Origin of the sequence: Lysinibacillus sp. ZYM-1 (assembly GCF_001308875.1) — a bacterium.
GTDB lineage: Bacteria > Bacillota > Bacilli > Bacillales_A > Planococcaceae > Lysinibacillus.
In genome coordinates, this window is record NZ_KQ465158.1 from 1 (window position 1) to 18,344 (window position 18,344).

Annotated in this window: 13 protein-coding genes; 10 read left to right on the top strand and 3 right to left on the bottom strand. The window is 37.2% G+C overall.

Translation table 11 applies throughout. The features are described 5' to 3' along the window. The 3 genes from AO843_RS22745 to AO843_RS22755 all read left to right on the top strand — a co-directional run. A partial coding sequence (locus AO843_RS22745) for an aldehyde dehydrogenase family protein (protein ID WP_156314024.1) occupies positions 1-352 on the top strand: 352 nt, incomplete at its 5' end. A gap of 252 nt (positions 353-604) precedes the next feature. Continuing rightward, positions 605-1,798 carry an ornithine--oxo-acid transaminase gene (locus AO843_RS22750; RefSeq protein ID WP_054613339.1) on the top strand — a complete coding sequence of 398 codons (1,194 nt, stop codon included), beginning with the start codon at positions 605-607 and terminating at the stop codon, positions 1,796-1,798. A gap of 83 nt (positions 1,799-1,881) precedes the next feature. Then, the gene (locus AO843_RS22755) at positions 1,882-3,126 is read left to right on the top strand and encodes a Glu/Leu/Phe/Val family dehydrogenase (protein ID WP_054613340.1); all 1,245 of its coding nucleotides are present in this window, start codon (positions 1,882-1,884) and stop codon (positions 3,124-3,126) included. A gap of 215 nt (positions 3,127-3,341) precedes the next feature. Here AO843_RS22755 and AO843_RS22760 read toward each other — a convergent pair whose 3' ends face one another. Then, positions 3,342-3,524 (bottom strand): hypothetical protein, encoded by a 183-nt coding sequence (locus AO843_RS22760; RefSeq protein WP_054613341.1) that lies wholly within the window; start codon positions 3,522-3,524, stop codon positions 3,342-3,344. Between the two features lie 243 nt (positions 3,525-3,767). Here AO843_RS22760 and AO843_RS24335 point away from each other — a divergent pair, with 243 nt between their 5' ends. The 6 genes from AO843_RS24335 to AO843_RS22790 all read left to right on the top strand — a co-directional run bounded on the left by AO843_RS24335 (position 3,768) and on the right by AO843_RS22790 (position 15,313). After that, positions 3,768-8,357 carry a DUF8202 domain-containing protein gene (locus AO843_RS24335; RefSeq protein ID WP_082389576.1) on the top strand — a complete coding sequence of 1,530 codons (4,590 nt, stop codon included), beginning with the start codon at positions 3,768-3,770 and terminating at the stop codon, positions 8,355-8,357. 156 nt (positions 8,358-8,513) lie between these two features. Next, positions 8,514-8,750 (top strand): hypothetical protein, encoded by a 237-nt coding sequence (locus AO843_RS22770; RefSeq protein WP_054613342.1) that lies wholly within the window; start codon positions 8,514-8,516, stop codon positions 8,748-8,750. A 69-nt stretch (positions 8,751-8,819) separates the two neighbouring features. After that, entirely contained in the window at positions 8,820-11,882 is a 3,063-nt protein-coding gene (locus tag AO843_RS22775; protein ID WP_054613343.1) for a sensor histidine kinase, read from the top strand. Then, positions 11,879-12,988 (top strand): response regulator, encoded by a 1,110-nt coding sequence (locus AO843_RS22780; protein ID WP_054613344.1) that lies wholly within the window; start codon positions 11,879-11,881, stop codon positions 12,986-12,988. The genes AO843_RS22775 and AO843_RS22780 overlap by 4 nt, the downstream gene beginning before the upstream one ends. A gap of 66 nt (positions 12,989-13,054) precedes the next feature. Then, positions 13,055-14,218, top strand: a complete 1,164-nt coding sequence (locus AO843_RS22785; protein WP_054613345.1) for an iron-containing alcohol dehydrogenase — start codon at positions 13,055-13,057, stop codon at positions 14,216-14,218. A gap of 363 nt (positions 14,219-14,581) precedes the next feature. Next, a complete protein-coding gene (locus AO843_RS22790) occupies positions 14,582-15,313 on the top strand; it encodes a hypothetical protein (protein WP_054613346.1) in 732 nt (243 codons plus the stop codon). A 49-nt stretch (positions 15,314-15,362) separates the two neighbouring features. On the opposite strand, the gene AO843_RS22795 is transcribed toward AO843_RS22790, so the two are convergent. Then, positions 15,363-16,340, bottom strand: coding sequence for a cation diffusion facilitator family transporter (locus AO843_RS22795; RefSeq protein WP_054613347.1), 978 nt, complete (start codon positions 16,338-16,340; stop codon positions 15,363-15,365). A 14-nt stretch (positions 16,341-16,354) separates the two neighbouring features. Continuing rightward, positions 16,355-17,077, bottom strand: coding sequence for an MgtC/SapB family protein (locus tag AO843_RS22800; protein ID WP_054613348.1), 723 nt, complete (start codon positions 17,075-17,077; stop codon positions 16,355-16,357). 133 nt (positions 17,078-17,210) lie between these two features. Between AO843_RS22800 and AO843_RS22805 the strand changes: the two genes are divergently transcribed. Continuing rightward, positions 17,211-18,098 carry a DMT family transporter gene (locus AO843_RS22805; RefSeq protein ID WP_054613349.1) on the top strand — a complete coding sequence of 296 codons (888 nt, stop codon included), beginning with the start codon at positions 17,211-17,213 and terminating at the stop codon, positions 18,096-18,098. The last annotated feature ends 246 nt before the right edge of the window (positions 18,099-18,344 follow it).

Sequence of the window (18,344 nt, forward strand, 5' to 3'; positions counted from 1 at the left end):
CCCAACAGTATTCGCTGACGTAGAGCCTTCTGCACGTATTATGAAAGAAGAAATCTTCGGACCAGTGGTAGCGATCGCAAAAGCAAAAGATTTCGATCATGCTATTGAAATTGCGAATGATACAGAATATGGTTTAACAGGTGCCGTAATTACGACAAACCGTATGAACTTAGAAAAAGCACGTGAAGAATTCCATGTTGGAAACCTTTACTTCAACCGTGGCTGTACAGGTGCCATCGTAGGCTACCAACCATTTGGTGGTTTCAACATGTCAGGTACAGACTCAAAAGCTGGTGGCCCAGACTACCTACAACTTCACATGCAAGCGAAAACAACTTCAGAAATGCTTTAATTTTAACATTGGCGTTAGGGCTATTCTAATAAGTAGAAATTGAAGCATTGTGACAGAATTTGCGAAACTTCTCCAGGTAACACTGCCCCTGGCTAAAACCGTAGACACTCATAACAAGGTAGTTTACTTGTGGGGAGTTAGCAAATTTATGGTTTGAATTGTTGCTAAATTCTTAATTATACTACTTACAGATACATAGTCCCTTTCTTCTATAGATTTTTTCATTATGATTTAGTAAGGAGAGAATAGGATATGACAAAAACTCAACAAGTTATTGAACAAACACAAAATTATGGTGCAGCAAACTATCATCCACTGCCAATCGTAATTTCAGAGGCTGAGGGTGCTTGGGTTCAAGATCCAGAAGGAAACAAATATTTAGATATGTTATCAGCGTATTCAGCTGTAAACCAAGGACACCGTCATCCAAAAATTATCGCTGCTTTAAAAGAACAAGCTGATAAAGTAACGTTAACTTCACGTGCATTCTACAGCGAAAATCTTGGTGAATGGTATGAGCTAGTAGGTAAATTAACAAATAAAGAAATGGTATTACCAATGAATACAGGTGCTGAAGCAGTAGAGACTGCTTTTAAAGCAGCTCGTCGTTGGGCATATGATGTAAAAGGCGTAGAAGATGGCAAGGCTGAGATTATTGCATGTAATGGTAACTTCCATGGTCGTACAATGCTTGCTGTATCTTTATCTTCTGACGAAGAATATCGTCGTGGCTTCGGTCCAATGCTACCAAACGTTAAATTAGTAGACTACGGTAATCTTGAAGCTTTAAAAGCGGCTATTACACCTAACACTGCAGCATTCTTAATCGAACCGATTCAAGGTGAAGCTGGTATTGTCATTCCAACAGAAGGCTTCTTAAAAGCAGCTCGTGAACTTTGCCGTGAAAATAACGTATTATTCATTGCTGACGAGATTCAAGCAGGTCTAGCACGTACTGGTAAAATGTTTGCTTGTGATTGGGAAGATGTAGAACCAGATATGTACATCTTAGGTAAAGCACTAGGTGGCGGCGTATTCCCTATTTCTTGTGTGGCTGCAAACCGTAGTATCTTAGGTGTATTCAACCCAGGTTCACATGGTTCAACTTTCGGTGGGAATCCTTTAGCTTGTGCAGTTTCAATTGCATCTATTAAAGTGTTATTAGATGAAAAATTAGCAGAGCGTTCACACGAACTTGGTGAATATTTCAAAGGTAAATTAAAAGAAATTAACAATCCTGTTATTAAAGATGTACGTGGTCGTGGTTTATTTATTGGTATGGAATTAACAGAGGCTGCTCGTCCATACTGTGAAAAACTAAAAGAATTAGGTCTATTATGTAAAGAAACACACGATACAGTTATTCGTTTTGCTCCACCACTTGTTATTTCACAAGAGGATTTAGATTGGTCAATCGAACAAATTGAAAAAGTATTTAAAATTTAACAAAATGTTCACATTTTAATTCGGAAGTATGTTACAATGATGCCGATATACTATCATTAAAAAAAACAAAGAGGCGATTTAATATGTCTGAAAACTTAAATCTTTTCACATCAACTCAAGATGTCATTCAAGATGCTCTAAATAAACTTGGCTATGATGAAGCAATGTATGAATTACTAAAAGAACCGCTTCGCATGCTACAAGTACGCATTCCGGTGAAAATGGATGATGGTACAACAAAAGTATTTACTGGTTACCGTGCACAACATAATGATGCTGTAGGACCAACTAAAGGTGGGGTTCGTTTCCACCCACAAGTGTCTGAGGAAGAAGTTAAAGCGCTTTCAATGTGGATGACATTGAAATGTGGTATTGTCGATCTACCATATGGTGGTGGTAAAGGCGGTGTCATCTGTGATCCTCGTCAAATGTCCATGGGCGAAATCGAACGTTTAAGCCGTGGTTACGTACGTGCAGTAAGTCAAATCGTAGGACCAACAAAAGATATCCCTGCGCCAGACGTATTTACAAATGCACAAATTATGGCATGGATGATGGATGAATATAGCCGTATGGATGAGTTCAACTCACCAGGCTTTATCACAGGTAAGCCACTAGTTCTAGGTGGTTCTCAAGGTCGTGACCGTGCGACTGCACAAGGTGTTACAATTGTAATCGAAGAAGCAGCAAAAAAACGCGGTATTGATATTAAAGGTGCACGTGTTGTTATTCAAGGATTTGGTAACGCTGGTAGCTTCCTTGCGAAATTTATGCATGATTTAGGTGCAAAAGTAATCGGTATTTCAGATGCTTATGGTGCACTTCATGATCCAGAAGGTTTAGATATCGAATACTTATTAGATCGTCGCGATAGCTTCGGGACAGTAACAACTTTATTTGAAAACACAATTTCAAACAAAGAATTATTAGAGCTTGATTGTGATATTTTAGTGCCAGCTGCGATTGAAAACCAAATTACTGCTGACAATGCACACAATGTTAAAGCAAATATCGTAGTAGAGGCGGCAAATGGTCCAACAACTGCTGAAGCAACTAAAATCTTAACAGAACGTGGCATTTTACTTGTACCAGACGTATTAGCTTCTGCTGGTGGTGTTACTGTTTCATACTTTGAATGGGTACAGAATAATCAAGGTTATTATTGGACAGAAGAAGAAGTTGAAGAGCGTCTATACAAAAAAATGGTTGAAGCATTTGATAATGTATATACAACAGCTACAACACGTAACATTAACATGCGCTTAGCTGCTTATATGGTAGGTGTTCGCCGCACTGCAGAAGCTTCACGCTTCCGTGGATGGGTTTAACTTCTTTCAGCTGAAAGAAGTTAAAGCCTCCGGCAGATGTCACGGAAATCGGAAAGGATTCATAAAGGATGTTAGCCTAAAATCATCGCATCCATGCGATAACGGCTAACTGACCTGCATCATGCAGGCCTAAGCACAAAGCCGATTCCGGACGCAATTATGCCGAGGCATAATTGATTCAATAGATAAATACAAAACGAGTCATTCCTATATCATTAGGATGACTCGTTTTTTTCTTGGGGCGATTTGTATTTATTCGATTGGATAAGATGCTCCAACCGCTTTTCTAACATCACTTTTCTTTCTTTCCGCTCCTTTTGTATAAGCATATATTTCAATAACCCTAATCCACCGAAAATAACAACAAACCAAACAATTACAATAGTTAACACAATCATAAGTAAAATTCCTTTATTCTATGTACTGTCTCTACTATACAATGACTACCTAAACAAAATCTAAACATATGGATAGATTTTGTGTGTAGGTGAATGGAACTGATATATAGATGGATAGAACTAATTGTTCAGATTTTGTTCAGGCAGACTATAGTAAATTGAAATATGACGATGTTAAAAATTTAAAAGGGAGAAAGTATTTAATGGAGAACAATAGAATTTAAATAGGTGGGAGGAAAAAGGATGCATATCATTACGAAACAGAAAAAATGGTGGAAGCGTTCACTTACTGTCATGCTTTCACTTACACTTGTGACAAGTAGTGTTTCGCTGACAGGATTGCCTAAAAAAGCGCTAGCAGCGGATCCTGTGAATCCTGGTGGTGTAAGTACACAACCAGTACTATGGTTGAAATCAAATGAAGGTGTAAAAGAAAGTGCTGGGAATTTAACACATTGGGCTGATCAATCTGTAGCACCAGTGAATTTTACACTTGATATTCCAACAGGACAAGAAGCGAGAACACCGAAGTATAACGAAAATGGTGTGAACTTTAACCCAAGTGTAAAATTTGATAACCCAAGTGGAGCAGCTCACTATAATCAATCTGCTAAATTAGTAGGAGATAAACAGATTACTTTCCAGTCTGGATATGCGGTTTATAAATGGCCTGAAGCTGGGACTGCAGGGGCACTTGTTGGTTCTACGGAAATAATCCAGTACGGTACTCAGATTTTAGGTGGGGGTGGAAGCGGTGGAAACTATTTCGCAGTAGGGACAGGTGCAAACTCTACATGGCGCTCTTTTGGACCTGCTAAAAGAAAAATATTCCAAATGGCAAACTATGAAATGAATGCTGATGGCACAAAGGCATCAGCAAGGATAAATGGACAGCTGACTACTGTAGGTCAACCAACAATTACAATTAAACCAATTACATTTACACCTGTTATTGGAGCTACTGGACCTGGAGCTTCTGGTAGTAACTTCTCAGGTCTCAATGCTGATGTGGCAGAGATTATTTTGTATGATGGGGAAACAAGTGCAGATGCTGCTAAAATTGAAACGTATCTAGCAATAAAATATGGGATTACGTTAAATGATGGTACTAGCAATTACGTGGCGACGAATAACGCTATTGTATGGGATGCAACTGAAAACACTAAGTATCAACAAAATATCGCTGGTATCGGTCGTGACAATGCAGAGGACCTTGAGCAAAAGCAAAGCCGAAGCATTAACGAAGGTACACAGGTTGCAATCGGTGTTGATGCACTTACAAATACAAATGTGGCTAATCAAGGTACTCTTACAGATGGGCAATATTTAATTTGGGCCGATAACGGCAAGGAACTAGCGTTCACAAAGCAAATCGGCACAACTAACAAAAAGCATGCTGAACGTATTTGGAAAGTACAAAATACAGGAAGTGTGGGTGAAGTGGAAATTGCCATTCCAAAGAGTGCACTTCCAGAAAACACAACATTAAAAGTAGGGAACAGCGATACAGATTTTGCACTAGCGACTGAACATATATTAAAAGAGATTACTTTAAACGGCACACCTCATTATGCTGCAAAAGCGACATTAGCCAATGGTCAATATTTCACATTTGCAGCGGATGCACCAGCACCACTAAGTGTGAAAGTGGAAGAAATCACAGCGAATCAAAATCAAATTATCGTGACATTTGATAAAGACATCAAATTAACAGCACCTGAAGCAACTGGGTTTACAGTGACAGTAGGTACTGAAACAATTACACTAACTGATGCCGATGTGAAAGTAAATCCAGCTGATCCAAAGCAATTACTGATTACATTACCAGGGATAGATACCACTGGTAAATCCGTAAAAGTAGAGTATGACGGACAAGGAAAATTAACAGGTACAGATGGTGTACCGGTAAATAGCTTTGAAAAAACTATGACGAACACTGCCATACCATCTCTACAAATCACGGAGCCAACAGGTAAAGTGAACACTAAAAAACCAGACATTAAAGGAACAGTAGATAAAGACGCAACGGTGAAAGTTGTGATTAAAGATAAAGACGGCAATGAAGTACCAAATGCGAGTGGGAATGCGACGGTTGACGGAAGTGGCAATTGGGCATTCACGCCAAGCATTGACCTAGTAGATGGCCACTACACAATAGAAGTCGAGGCAAAAAAAGGCGACAAGATAGCAAAACAAACTGTAAACATGACAGTAGATACAGCAGTTCCAAATCCAACAGTGGGAGTAACAGCACCAACAGAAACGGTGAGTACAGGTAAACCAACATTTACTGGAACAGCAACACCAGGTGCAACAGTAAAAATCGAAATTTCTGATAACATAACGTTAACAACAACAGCAGATGAACATGGAAACTGGAGCATCACACCGAACAAAGATATACCTAACGGCACATACAATGTCGAGTATACAGCAGAAATTAATGGTCATACATCTGGCATAGTATCAAAACTTTTAACAGTCGATGCGCCAGATAAATCACTTTTAGCAACTCGAGTGGAGATTGTCGAAGGCTTAACAAAAGAAGATTATACTCCTGAAAGTTGGAGTAACTTAGAGCCAGCATTGAGTGCAGCAAAAGCTGTATTGGACAATCCAAATGCAACACAAGCTGACATAGAAGCAGCTTACAATGCTTTAAAAGCAAAACATGATGCATTGGAGTTTGTAGATCATAAAACCGTTGATAAAACGAATCTGCAAAAAGAGATTACAATTGCCGCTGGGTTTAGCGAGTTGAATTATACGCAAGATAGTTGGTCTGCATTTGAAACGGCAAAAAAAGATGCTCAAGATGTATTCAATGATCCACAAGCAACCCAGGAAGAGGTGAATGCAGCTTGGGAAAAATTAGTTGCAGCGCGTCATGCATTAATAGATGCCCCGACTGCTCCTACAGTAGATAAAACAGCATTGCAAGCCAAGGTAAATGAATCAACGAACTTATCGGCAGGTAGCTATACACCAGAAAGTTGGTCAAACTACCAAAAAGCGTTAAATGATGCGATAGCTATATTGACAAAAGGAAGCGCTACGCAAACAGAAATAGACGATGCCTTACAAGCATTAACAGCAGCACAGAATGCACTTGTAAAGAAACCTACACAACCAACATCAGGTCTAGGCTCACTAACACCATCAACAGGTGCATTAAGTCCAAACTTCTCATCAGAAGTCACAAATTACACAATGAATGTGAATTACGCAACGTCTCAACTAACATTTACAGCACTACCAAGCAATTCAGGTGCTACAGTGACGATGACCGTGAATGGACAAGTTGTGACAACTGGTCTTGTTCCACTCCAAGTCGGTGCAAATACCGTGGTTATTACGGTTCAAGATGGTACAGGAGTCAAACAATATACAATTACGGTTTATCGTGCCGCTGACTCGTCATCAGGCTCAGGCGGTGGCGGAGATACATGGACGACAGCTCCAACACCACCAACAACGACTAAACCTGGTACAACTACAACGAAAATCCAAGTGGCATTAGAAATTGATGGCGAAAACCCACTGGAAAAAACAACAGTGGAAATTGAGCGCACAAAACATGCCAACAGTGAAATCACAGATTTTGTGGTATTAACAGAAGCGAACTCAAAGGAAGCTGTAGAAAAAGCGAAACGAATTGGCAATAACATTGTTCGTATCGTCATTCCGGATGTCAATGATGAAGTAGATAAAGTAACGATAGAAATACCGAAACAATCTCTACAATTACTACATGACAATGGTTTATCATTAGAATTTGCTACAGAGAATGGATTGATTGCAATTCCACTCAGCTCAATGGACGGTGTGAATGATAATTTCTACTTCCGTTTAGTACCTGTGAAAAAGGTAAGTGAGCGCAAGGCAATTGAAGAACGTGCTCGAGTGGAGAGAGTGGTTCGTGAGACACTACAAAGCAACAATGTACGTGTCGTGGCTCGTCCAATGACGATTGAAACAAATATGCCAAGTCGACCTGTTCAAGTAACACTGCCATTAAAAGGCGTAAAAGTACCGACAGATGCAGCGGAGCGTCAAGCATTTTTAGACCAACTAGCAGTGTTTATTGAACATTCGGATGGCGAGAAAAAAGTGGTATTCCCTGAAGTCGTGACAATGGCGAAGGGTGAACTTGGCTTACGCTTCACAGTGAACAAATTCAGTACATTTACGATTATTCAGGTAGAAAAGAAAGAAGAGCAAGTTATTCACCACCATGAAGCATACATTAAAGGCTTTCCTGATGGTACATTTGGTCCGGAGAAAAACGTAACACGTGCCCAAGTAGCAACGATGATTGCGCGTATCTTAGGCTATACAGATGGCACAGTAGATACTGCACCATTCAAGGATGTGGCAAAAGGTCATAGTGCAGCAGGGGCTATTGCCTTTGTCAAAGAGCAGGGCATTATGAACGGTGATGACCATGGAAACTTCCATGCGGGTCAAAATATCACACGAGCAGAAATGGCAGCAGTGGTAGCCAACTATAAGCAGCTTTCTGTAGAACAAGGTGTAGCTATCACGTTTAAGGATACAAAAGGCCACTGGGCTCAATGGATTATCGAGGCAAATCGTAATGCAGGCATTATTAACGGTCGCGGGAAAGGCAGTTTCGCACCAGATGAGCACTTAACGCGTGCCCAAGCCGTGGTGATGATGAACCGTATGTTTGAACGCGGTCCACTACATGGCGTGACAACACCAAGCTTCCCAGATGTGAAGGCATCTCACTGGGCATTTAACGAAATTGAAGAGGCAGCGAAACCTCATGCATATTTCATCGATGAAGAGGGGCAAGAGCAAATTAATTGAATAAGTATGGGCAATTACAGGCTAAGTATTTTTTAGCCTGTTTTTCAGTTATTTATTGGTTGAAAAGAGTTTTTGGTAATAATCTATTCAGGCATCCATTATAGACTAAATAGGAAAATCATGAAGCCAATATTTAGTGAAGGGGAGAACATAAAGATGAAAAATAGCACAGCACTTTACGACAAACTATTTAAAGCAGCTATGGCTACAACAATGGCTACAAGTGCAATTGCTGTTGTGGCATCAAACATGACAAAAAACGCAAATGAGGAAGTATTTACGGATGTCAAAACAACCTCTGATTACTATGAAATAATTGGGAAGTTATTTAATAATTTACCCATTCATGTTCAGAATTTGTTCAAATATTTTATGACAGTACAAATTACATAAGAAGATTAAAATAAATGATTAAGCAATCGAATCTATGTAAATAAATCAAACGATGGTAGGAACATGATAATGAAAAAAGATGTTGTAATAGTGGTTAGTATCGTCATGCTATTTGCCATAGTTTTTGTGGTAGGGAATAGGCATCATTATTTAGAAAATAATGACAGCGTTGTGAAACAGGGAATGGCGGTTGTTTCAAATGAGCAACTTGAAAATAATAACACCATTAAGCTCAATGGGGATTGGTCCTTTTATCCAAATGTTCTGATATCGCCTCAACAATCATTAGATGATTTCAAAGAGCTGCGTATATCTATGAAAGTTCCTGATAAATGGGAGGATTATTTTCAATTCAATGAAAAAGGTCCTCTTGTTGGTACATATCATCTCGTCGTAAAGGTGCCTACAGAAGGGCAGTATGGTTTGTTTTTTCGCTATATTCACTCATCTAGTCGTGTTTTCATTAATGGGATCAACGTTGGGGGAAAGGGAAATCCAAGTACATCTTTCTCAAGCTTTCAATCAGAAAATGATGATACATTTATTGTCGTCGGGCAAAGTAATGAGCAAGAGCTTGATATATTAATACAGGTAGCTAGCTACAATAAATATCCAACAGCGGGAATTATTTATCCTGTTGAATTTGGAACAAGGGAGAACATACAGAATTTCTATGATCACAAGAGGTTGATTGATGTATTAGTGATTTTTGGATATATCGTTTTTGGCATCATTTATCTGACTATCTATGGACAAAGTCGCAAAAGGAAAGAAGAATTGTTTTTCGGACTTTATATGTTACTGATAGGTTTTCAAGCGTCCTTTACTAATCACAAGATTTTCTTTCAAGTCTTTCCAATAGAAGAAACCTTTACTCAGTCGCGTTTACAGCTCGGTGTCATCCCTCTAATAGATATTTGTCAAATACTGTTTCTTTATACTATGTATCCACAAGTGGCGAATAAAAAAATTGTCAATACAATTGTTATTTCACTAGGTTGCGTTTTTTTTCTATATGGTATTAATAATCCATTTTATATCGATAAAAGTGAAATGACTGCACAAGCAATGATTATTCGACAAGTTACATATGTAGCTTTGATTATTTTGTTAACTGGCTACACTCAATTGATATTAATCCGTGTTATCTTGAAAAAACTAGAAGGTGCACGATATATATTAATCATTTTTGCAGGAGGTTGTTGTTATACGTTATTAGTAATCATTAATTTTTTAACAGAAGTACCTAATGAGTATAGTAAATTGGCATTTTTGGGTTGTACATTAGTTGGCTTCACTTTACTCCTAAACTATCGTATGAATCAGGCCTTTACGGATGCACAGACATTATCAAAGGAGCTATTAGTACACAATCAAATGAAGGATGAATTTTTACTGAAAACCTCCCATGAATTGCGAACACCGTTAAATGGGATTTTGAATTTATCAAAATCACTAATGGAAGGTGCCGAGGGGCCGTTGAAGCGTACCCAACAGGAGCAAGTGATTTTAATTCATAATGTTACGCAACGTTTAGGTTATTTAGTAGAGGATTTACTGTTTTCATCCAATTATATGTCTGGTGAAATACGTGTCTCACCTCATGCGGTGCCAATAACGGTGATCGATGAAGTGGTAGCAGAAATACGGAGTGTCATGTCTAATAATAGTCAAGTACACTTAATGACAGATGTAGATACGGCATTGCCAGCCATGTTGACAGATGAGTTACGCTTTAAGCAAGTACTTTATAATTTATTGCTTAATGCGATACAGCATACAGATATAGGAGAAATTATGGTAACTGCCCATGTTCGTAATCAACAAATGATTATTCAAGTTAGCGATACGGGCTCTGGTATATCTCCTCAAGAATTAGAACATATCTTTAAAGCATTTTATCAAGTAAAAAAACATGACAGAAAAGAAGGACTCGGATTAGGCTTGAGTATTGCCAAAAATATTGTAGAAAAATTAAATGGTGATATTCATGTAACGAGCTTGCTAGGAGAAGGAACGACATTTATATTTACGATGCCTCTAGCAACAGATGAACAAGTAAATAATGAACAATCAGGTGCAATTGTTTCACATACAACTGCCGAAGTGCTGCATCTTGATTTACCGTTGTTCTATAAAGGTAATGATAAAAAAATTCTTGTTGTAGATGATGATCATGTCAATATAAAGGTTTTAGCTGACGTATTAGCTTTAAAGGGCTACACAGTGATTGGCGTGGATAATGGTTTTGATGGTCTAAACTACCTCCAAAGAAATCATGTGGATTGTATGCTAATCGACTTAATGATGGATGGTATGTCAGGTTATGAATTATGTAAGCAAGTGCGCAAGCAATATGACATGTTAGAACTTCCAATCATTGTTTTGACTGCTATTATGAAGCATTCTGATTTAGTGCTAACCTTGCAGGTGGGAGCTAATGATTATTTACAAAAGCCTGTAGCAATGGATGAATTACTTTTACGAATAGAATCATTATTAGCTGTTCGACAATCATCATTAGATGCAATTGAAGTTGAGATGAATTATTTGTATTCACAAGTGACACCTCATTTTGTCTATAATACACTCAATACAATTATTGGATTGAGCTATTCCGATATGGATAATACAAGGGAAGCACTATACTGTCTAGCAACTTACTTCCGTGCAAAGCTCAATGTCCATTATCGTAACAGTATGGTGTTGATTGAAGAAGAATTGGAGCTCGTAAAAGCATATCTTTATATTGAAAAGATGCGTTTTGGTGATCGTTTAACTGTCAAATATGATATTGATGAATCTATACAACTTATGATTCCGGCATTATCGTTACAGCCTTTAGTGGAAAATGCCGTTTTTCATGGTATTTCCAAAAAGCCAGAGGGAGGTACAATTGAGGTAAGTGTCCAGAGAGAAGGACAATTTGTTCGGATTAAAATACATGATAATGGAGTAGGTATACCCGCTAAAAAGTTACAACAATTAATGAATGAAGAAAGTTCGCGCATTGGTTTTACAAATCCGTTTAAAAAATTTAAATTGATGAAAAATGTGAGCCTTCGTTTAAATAGCGAGGAAGGGAAGGGGACGACTATTCTTATCCTATTACCGAAGGGGGATGGAGCATGAATATTATTATCATAGATGATGAAAAAATGGCTATTGATGTTTTACGTTTCAAGTTAAATCGACTTACACAATTTCAGATTTCTATTAAAGGAACATTTACAAATGCAGCCGATGCACTGATTTTTCTAGAAAAAGAATCTATTGATGTTGTTTTTCTAGATATAGAAATGATTGATGTGCATGGCTTACAGGTAGCAAAACAATTAATAGGGAAATCGTCATCTACACAAATAATATTTGTTACAGCACATGCCCAATTTGCAGTGGATGCTTTTGACGTAGAGGCAACGGATTATTTGTTAAAACCTGTTCATGAGAAACGGCTTATAAAGGCGATGCTCAAAGCACAGCAGAAATTGCAATTACAAGAAGATGTAGCAAAAGTGAAAAAAGAACATCTCTTATTTGCACATACATTTGGAAGCTTTTATTTATTGGATGCCCAGCATGAGGTTATGAAGTGGCGTACTAGGAAAGTACGAGAACTATTTTTATATTTATGGTTTCATCAAAAAAAGCCGATGTTAAATGTTGTCATAATAGAGGAGCTCTGGCCAGATTTAGAATTTGAGAAGGCAGCCAGTAACTTACATACGTCTATTTATCAGTTAAGGAAGCATCTTAAGGAAAAAGGTATTCAAGATCCAATTCAATTGGTCAATAATCATTATCAATTAAATGTGGAAATTGCTAGTGATTATGATAAATTTATTTATTTGCTAGAGCAGAAAAGGCATGATGAAATTTCCATCCAGCAGCTTTTAAATTGCTATGAAGGTGATTTTTTAGCGGAGGAGGAGTACCCGTGGGCTATTCAAACCCAGCTGCGCTTGAAGCAAGGGATCTTACATGTACTCGAAATGTATATTACTACTACAATTTCTATTAATTCATTACTAAAATTAAACTGTTTACAAAAGATGCTAGAGCTAGATGAGTTTAACGAAAACTATATGTTTCTACTACTAGAATTTTTAATTGGGCAAAACAAAAAACAGGATTGTATAAAGTGCTATGAGAGGATACAAGAAAAATTATCGGAAATTGGTATTTCAGTACCAGAGAAAATTATTAGTATTTATAATGCTTACATGATTCATGTTTAGGGATCTTTATTCTTTGCTTTCTCCAATATAAATATGAGAAAATCCAAGTAGAAAGGGGCGAATTGAATGGATTCATTTACATTTTATAACCCAGTGAAGTTACATTTTGGTGAAAACGCACTGGAAAAGCTTTCGAATGAGTTAGCGCAGCATGGTCAAAAGGTGTTAGTTGTATATGGTGGAGGCAGCGTTAAGAAAAATGGTGTATACAATGCTGTCATCGAGAAGCTACAAGAAGCGGACAAAACAATATTTGAACTAAGTGGTGTTGAGCCAAATCCACGTGTGGAAACAGCAAGACTTGGTATTGATCTTTGTAAAAAGAAAGAAATTGATCTAGTCCTAGCTGTTGGAGGCGGTTCCGTTATTGACTGTTCTAAGCTAATAGTCGCTGGTGCAAAATATGATGGCGATGCTTGGGACATTGTAAAGCGTAAAGTATTTGTGCAGGACGCTTTACCGCTTGGAGCGGTATTAACACTAGCTGCAACAGGTTCTGAAATGAACTCAGGCTCTGTCATTACAAATGCGGAGACAGAAGAAAAACTAAGCTGGGGTAGCCCTGCTGTTTTCCCGAAATTTTCGATTTTAAATCCAGCGTATACAGTGTCAGTACCAAAAAATCATACAGTTTACGGTATCGTTGATATGATGTCGCATGTAATTGAGCAATATTTCCATAACACGACGAATACCCCGATTACAGATGAAATGTGTGAAGGAGTATTACGAACTATTATTGCAACAGCACCTAAACTAATAGAAGATTTAGAGAATATTCAGTTGCGTGAAACGATTTTATTAGCCGGAACAATTGGGTTAAATGGATTCTTATCAATTGGCTCTCGCGGTGATTGGGCGTCACATAATATTGAGCATGCTGTATCTGCAGTTTATGATATTCCGCACGCAGGTGGTTTAGCTATTCTTCAGCCACATTGGATGCGCTTATGTGTACCGGTGAATCCTGAACGTTTTGCAGGTATTGCAACTCGAGTATTTGGGGTGGATGCAACAGGTAAGACGGTAGAAGAGGTTGCTTATGAAGGTATCGATCAGTTATCTGCATTTTGGTCATCATTAGGGGCACCAAATCGTTTAGCTGATTATGATATCGATGATTCGAAATTCCAACAGATTGTAGTGCATGCCATGCATAATGGTCCTTTTGGAAACTTCCATCAGTTACAAGAGGAAGATGTCCGAACAATTTTACAAAATTCGCTTTAAAATAATGAATGAGTGTGAGGCTGCTGTGTAGATTGCCTCACACTTTTTTTATTGAAGGTTAAGAAAAATTAACGAATTATGTTGAATTTTGTCGTAGAAGTTTCTTAAGTCCTACAATATAATGAAATAGTCAGATATTTAAAGGTGTATTACTATTTGTTTTATTTAAAGAAGTGAAAAAAGTCATGATTTTCATAAAAAAATTTAACTTATATTGGATGTTTTAATTAAGAATTAGGCTTTCGTGATTCTAGAGAAAGATGGGATTTGTCGTAATAGCACCATTAGTGTAGGATTGTTCAGAAATTGTTCAGCCACCTTTATTAAAATAATGACAATATTAAACAAAGAGGAGAGGGATCGATGTTAAAACATTTGCTTAAAGACCGTGTTGTTACAATGAGTTGTAAAGAGATATCATTTCAGCAGCATGTTTACAAAATGCAAAATTGTATAGAAGTTTTGGGGATTGAAACGAATTCGCTACAAATTGAAAATGATAACATTGTCACTGGTTACATAGGTGATCAAAGTATATATTTTAAGAGTTTACGTTTTGGGCAAACGAACATTACTTTTTCGGATGGTGTAAATAAAGCAAGTGGACATTTATTTGTCCGTCCTTCTGGGGAAATTGTGGTAGAGGTTAAGCCGTATTTAGGAGATGCTGAAATTGTTACGGTTTATTATCGAACAATTTTAGCAGATACAGTTATCGCAATTGATTTAAAAGGTGCTTTAAAGCATTATTTGGTAGCCCATCAGTTCATGAATCATGAAGATACAATTTCAGAAGTACACTATCGATCAATGCACCCTAACGTTTTAAAGGATTCTTTTGCGGGTCATTTTGTTTTAGGTTGCCATGTGGATGGTAGTGACATTCTAAATGCAGATGAATATGCTTTAGCCAATCGCCAAGCTACTTTAATGTTTTCAAAAATAGCCATTCAACAAAAAGGTGTAAGAAAGGCCATTACTTGTAATAATTCACTTACATTTAAGATTACCAATCAAGTCTTTGTAAGTTACGAATCCATCCCAGACAATTTAGGGGAAACCAATTTTGATCGGGGTCACTTACTATCGGTTTAACAAATAGCCAACTGCCTTATACAGGCAATTGGCTATTTGGTTTCTAGATTTAATTGTCAGGCCTTTCGCCAACATGTACCCATTTGGTTTTTCCGTCATCTTCATCAAATAAAATAGCTACTTTCGATACGCCTTTTTGACTTAGAATGACTTCTGTTAAATGATCTCTAACGTCATCTAAAAAAGCTAGAGATAGATGAGGGTCTGCCTCAGCGACTAACTCAACATGTAAAAATTCCCCCTCTTTAATGACTTCAAGACGTACAATATCTTTAATATTCGCATCATCCATCACAAGATGGGCAATATGATTTAACATTTCTTCATCTGTCTCACCGATTACACCTCGCGCGTTATCAAGGAAAACTTTACCAACAACATAAAACATCATTACCCCGATAATCATCGAAACAAGACCTTCTATTCTAGTCCAACCTGTAAAATGAGCAATGACAATAGCGACGAAGGCCAAAATGTTTCCACTTGTAGCGACTAAATCTTCCATATAAACTAATTTAGTCGCAGGCTTTGCACGATTTAAATAAGTGAGAGCTTTTGGGATAGCTGCGATGCCTGCTTTTTCCTGCCCAGCTTCATGTAGTACCTCTACGGCTGCTTTTGCGAGGACTGTACCCTCTAAAACAACCCCTATGAATAATACGCCAAGAGCAATGAGTACCCCGCTCGATTCTCCAGTAGGGTGAATAAAATGATGCCATCCTTCTTTGATTGTTTCATAAGAAAGAATAGCTACAATAATAACTGCAAATAAGCATACTAAATTGACAATACGACCAAAGCCACTAGGGAATTGTTTTGTAGGTGCTTTTTTCGATAGAGCTGAGCCTATATACACGAACAATTGGTTTGCTGCATCTCCCAGTGAATGCATCATTTCTGCGAACATGGCCACATTACCTGTTAAGAAAAAGGCTATGCCCTTAATAATACCTAAAAAGGCATTTACACCAGCTGCCAATAGGGATGGTTTGTTGCCATCCTTTAGTAGTTTAAATAGTTCTGCCATAAAAAATCCTCCAACTAGTTTAAAATTTCCATTTCGATTTTTTCTATATAAGATAATGTCCGTAATGAACGATAAAACGACAGTAAATTATCAGAGACGATTAAGGACAAACGTAAATCCAACTCATGTAAAACATTATCATTTTTTAAAGGTATATCTTTAATACGAATATTTTCGATGATGATGTTGTTGTTCTTCAGGAATAATAGAAAGGATTCAGTGTGTTTGTCATCGTCAATTTGAACTTTTAATAAAATCTCCCGCATACGAATACGTTTTGGTCCAATTTTCATTAGGAAAGGAGATAGAATCTCAATTCCGAAAACAATAATAATCACAGCTAATGTCGCATCCATATAGAACCCGGCACCAACAGCTATTCCGATGCCAGCGGCTCCCCATATCATGGCTGCGGTTGTTAAACCAGAGATGCTATCATTGCCGCGTCTTAAAATAACACCTGCTCCAAGAAAACCAATCCCACTAACAATCTGGGCTGCCAAACGAAGAGGATCCATTGTAATATTGATATCTTCTCTAGAAGGGGTTGAGTATGCTGTTTCAATAGAGATAATCGTTAGCAAACAGCTGAAGGTTGCAATGACTAAACTTGTCTTTAATCCAACTGGTTTCTTCTTTAATTCCCTCTCGATTCCGATTACTAAACTTAATGTGGCTGCTATAACTAATTTTATGCCAACTTCATATGTAATCATATTTTCCAATAACGTTTCCATACACAACCCTCCATAGATATTTCGTATTGCTAAGAGATATGCAAACTGTCATTATTATATGTGCATTACTTTTTTGTATTGTACAACATGAAAGTAAGGAAATATAAGTATTTTTTTATGGAGGTAGGATTTAATGGAGGGACCTAAAGTTCATCCATACATCCCTATCGTAATTGGTGTCATTTCTGTTTCTATGTCAGCTATTTTTGTAAAACTAGCATCTGCTGAAGCCGGCATCATTGCATTTTATCGTATGCTCTTTTCTGTTTTAATTATGGCACCATTGTTTTTAGGGAAGTATACAAAGGAGTTAATGACATTAAGGGGACGTGATTGGCTTTTTTCTTCACTTGCAGGATTTTTTTTAGCTTTTCATTTTATTTTATGGTTTGAATCACTCAACTATACTTCAGTAGCAAGTTCAACAGTATTAGTAACGTTACAACCATTGTTTGCATTTGTAGGTACGTATTTTTTCTTTAAAGAAAAAATAACGATGAAAACGATCTTTGCAGGAGCGATTGCTATTGTTGGAAGTATATTAATTAGTTGGGGTGATTTTAAAGTCAGTGGTTCTGCATTTTATGGGGATGTACTAGCACTCATAGCATGTGCACTCGCTACAGCTTATTTTTTATTAGGACAGGATGTACGTAAGAGATTATCATTAATGACTTATACAATGGTTGTTTATGTTGTGAGTACCTTCACTTTATTTATTTATGTAATTGTTAAAGGAGAGTCATTTGGACCATATTCTTCGATGGATTGGTTATGGTTTTTCTTATTAGCGTTACTACCTAATTTATTTGGTCATACTTTGTTTAATTGGTCTATTAAGTATGTAAGCACGAATGTTATTTCTATTGCTATATTGTTTGAGCCTGTAGGTGCAGCTATTTTAGCATTGATTATTTTTAATGAGTATCTAATTGTAACGCAAATCATGGGTGGCCTTATTGTCTTAGCAGGTATTCTATTGTTTGTTATTGATATAAAAAAGATTTTTAACTTTTTTTGAAAAATGCTTGATTTTTAAAATGCTATATTATATATTATTACTTGTCCTTAACAAGAGGAAACAAACTTGAAAATGAAAAAATGAAAAGTTGTTGACATCTTGTTATAAATGAGTTATCATAATAAAGTCGCTGAAAACGACTGAGATAATAATGAACCTTGAAAACTGAACAAGCAAAACGTAATCAATATAGTTTTTAGTAACTAGCCTTGCTAGTAAACGAAACAAAATTTTGGACATCAAAAT

What these genes read in the sequence shown, in the direction of transcription:
- AO843_RS22770 (WP_054613342.1), top strand. Translation starts at nt 8,514, where the DNA reads ATGAAAAATAGCACAGCACTTTACGACAAACTATTTAAAGCAGCTATG.
- AO843_RS22780 (WP_054613344.1), top strand. Translation starts at nt 11,879, where the DNA reads ATGAATATTATTATCATAGATGATGAAAAAATGGCTATTGATGTTTTA.
- AO843_RS22790 (WP_054613346.1), top strand. Translation starts at nt 14,582, where the DNA reads ATGTTAAAACATTTGCTTAAAGACCGTGTTGTTACAATGAGTTGTAAA.
- AO843_RS22755 (WP_054613340.1), top strand. Translation starts at nt 1,882, where the DNA reads ATGTCTGAAAACTTAAATCTTTTCACATCAACTCAAGATGTCATTCAA.
- AO843_RS22805 (WP_054613349.1), top strand. Translation starts at nt 17,211, where the DNA reads ATGGAGGGACCTAAAGTTCATCCATACATCCCTATCGTAATTGGTGTC.
- AO843_RS22800 (WP_054613348.1), bottom strand. Translation starts at nt 17,077, where the DNA reads ATGGAAACGTTATTGGAAAATATGATTACATATGAAGTTGGCATAAAA.
- AO843_RS24335 (WP_082389576.1), top strand. Translation starts at nt 3,768, where the DNA reads ATGCATATCATTACGAAACAGAAAAAATGGTGGAAGCGTTCACTTACT.
- AO843_RS22775 (WP_054613343.1), top strand. Translation starts at nt 8,820, where the DNA reads ATGAAAAAAGATGTTGTAATAGTGGTTAGTATCGTCATGCTATTTGCC.
- AO843_RS22795 (WP_054613347.1), bottom strand. Translation starts at nt 16,340, where the DNA reads ATGGCAGAACTATTTAAACTACTAAAGGATGGCAACAAACCATCCCTA.
- AO843_RS22785 (WP_054613345.1), top strand. Translation starts at nt 13,055, where the DNA reads ATGGATTCATTTACATTTTATAACCCAGTGAAGTTACATTTTGGTGAA.
- AO843_RS22750 (WP_054613339.1), top strand. Translation starts at nt 605, where the DNA reads ATGACAAAAACTCAACAAGTTATTGAACAAACACAAAATTATGGTGCA.
- AO843_RS22760 (WP_054613341.1), bottom strand. Translation starts at nt 3,524, where the DNA reads ATGATTGTGTTAACTATTGTAATTGTTTGGTTTGTTGTTATTTTCGGT.